Below are 768 nucleotides of genomic sequence, written 5' to 3' on the forward strand. Positions count from 1 at the left end.
GTCGCGCCAGTCGCGTGAGCGGTAGCAGGAGCCGTTGTCGGTCAGGACGCGCTCGACAGTGATTCCCGCCTGGGCGAAGAACGCCTGGGCCCGCTGCCAGAATCCGGTGGCGGTCTCCTTCTTCTCGTTGCCGAGGATTTCGCTGTAGGCCAGGCGGGAGTGGTCGTCGACGGCGGTGTGGATGTAGCTGTAGCCGGTTTTGGAGCGGGTCTTGCGGCCTGCCTGTCGGCCGAGCGCCTTGTGGCCGCCGCCGTCGGGGATGTTGCCGAGCTTCTTGATGTCCACATGCACCAACTGGCCTGGTCTGTCGCGTTCGTAGCGTCGTATGGCCCGGCCGGTGGCTCGGTCGAGGTGGGTCAGGCGGGCCAGGCCGTAGCGGGTCAGTACGCGGTGCACGGTAGAGGGCACCAGGCGGAGCTTGCCTGCGATGCGGGCTGGTCCCCAGCGGTGCAGGATCCGGATCTTGATGATGCGGCGCTCGGTTCGTGTGGGGGTGCGTCGCGGGTTGGCGTGAGGGCGGCTGGAGCGGTCGGCCATGCCTGCCTCGCCGAGTTCGCGATAGCGGTGGACCCACCGTTGGGCTGTTGTCGGTGAGACCTGGAAGCGTTCCGCGGCCCGGCGCAGGGGCCAGCCGTCGTCGACCACGCAGCGGGCCAGACGCAGACGGCCGGTCTCGGTCAGGGGTGCATTACGGTGGGGCACGAGGGCCTTTCTGTCGTCCGGCGTAGATGTCGCAATCCACACCGAGCCAGAAGGCCCTCACCCATT

At 68.2% G+C, this 768-nt stretch carries 1 protein-coding gene; it reads right to left on the reverse strand.

Translation table 11 applies throughout. From position 1 onward, the window contains the following. On the reverse strand, positions 1 to 702 hold a 702-nt coding region (locus tag O5O46_RS35025), incomplete at its 3' end, for an IS481 family transposase (protein ID WP_269859729.1). Positions 703 to 768 lie beyond the last annotated feature (66 nt).

Origin of the sequence: Streptomyces sp. RPT161, from assembly GCF_027533845.1 — a bacterium.
In the GTDB taxonomy this organism is placed as follows: Bacteria; Actinomycetota; Actinomycetes; order Streptomycetales; family Streptomycetaceae; genus Streptantibioticus_A; species Streptantibioticus_A silvisoli_A.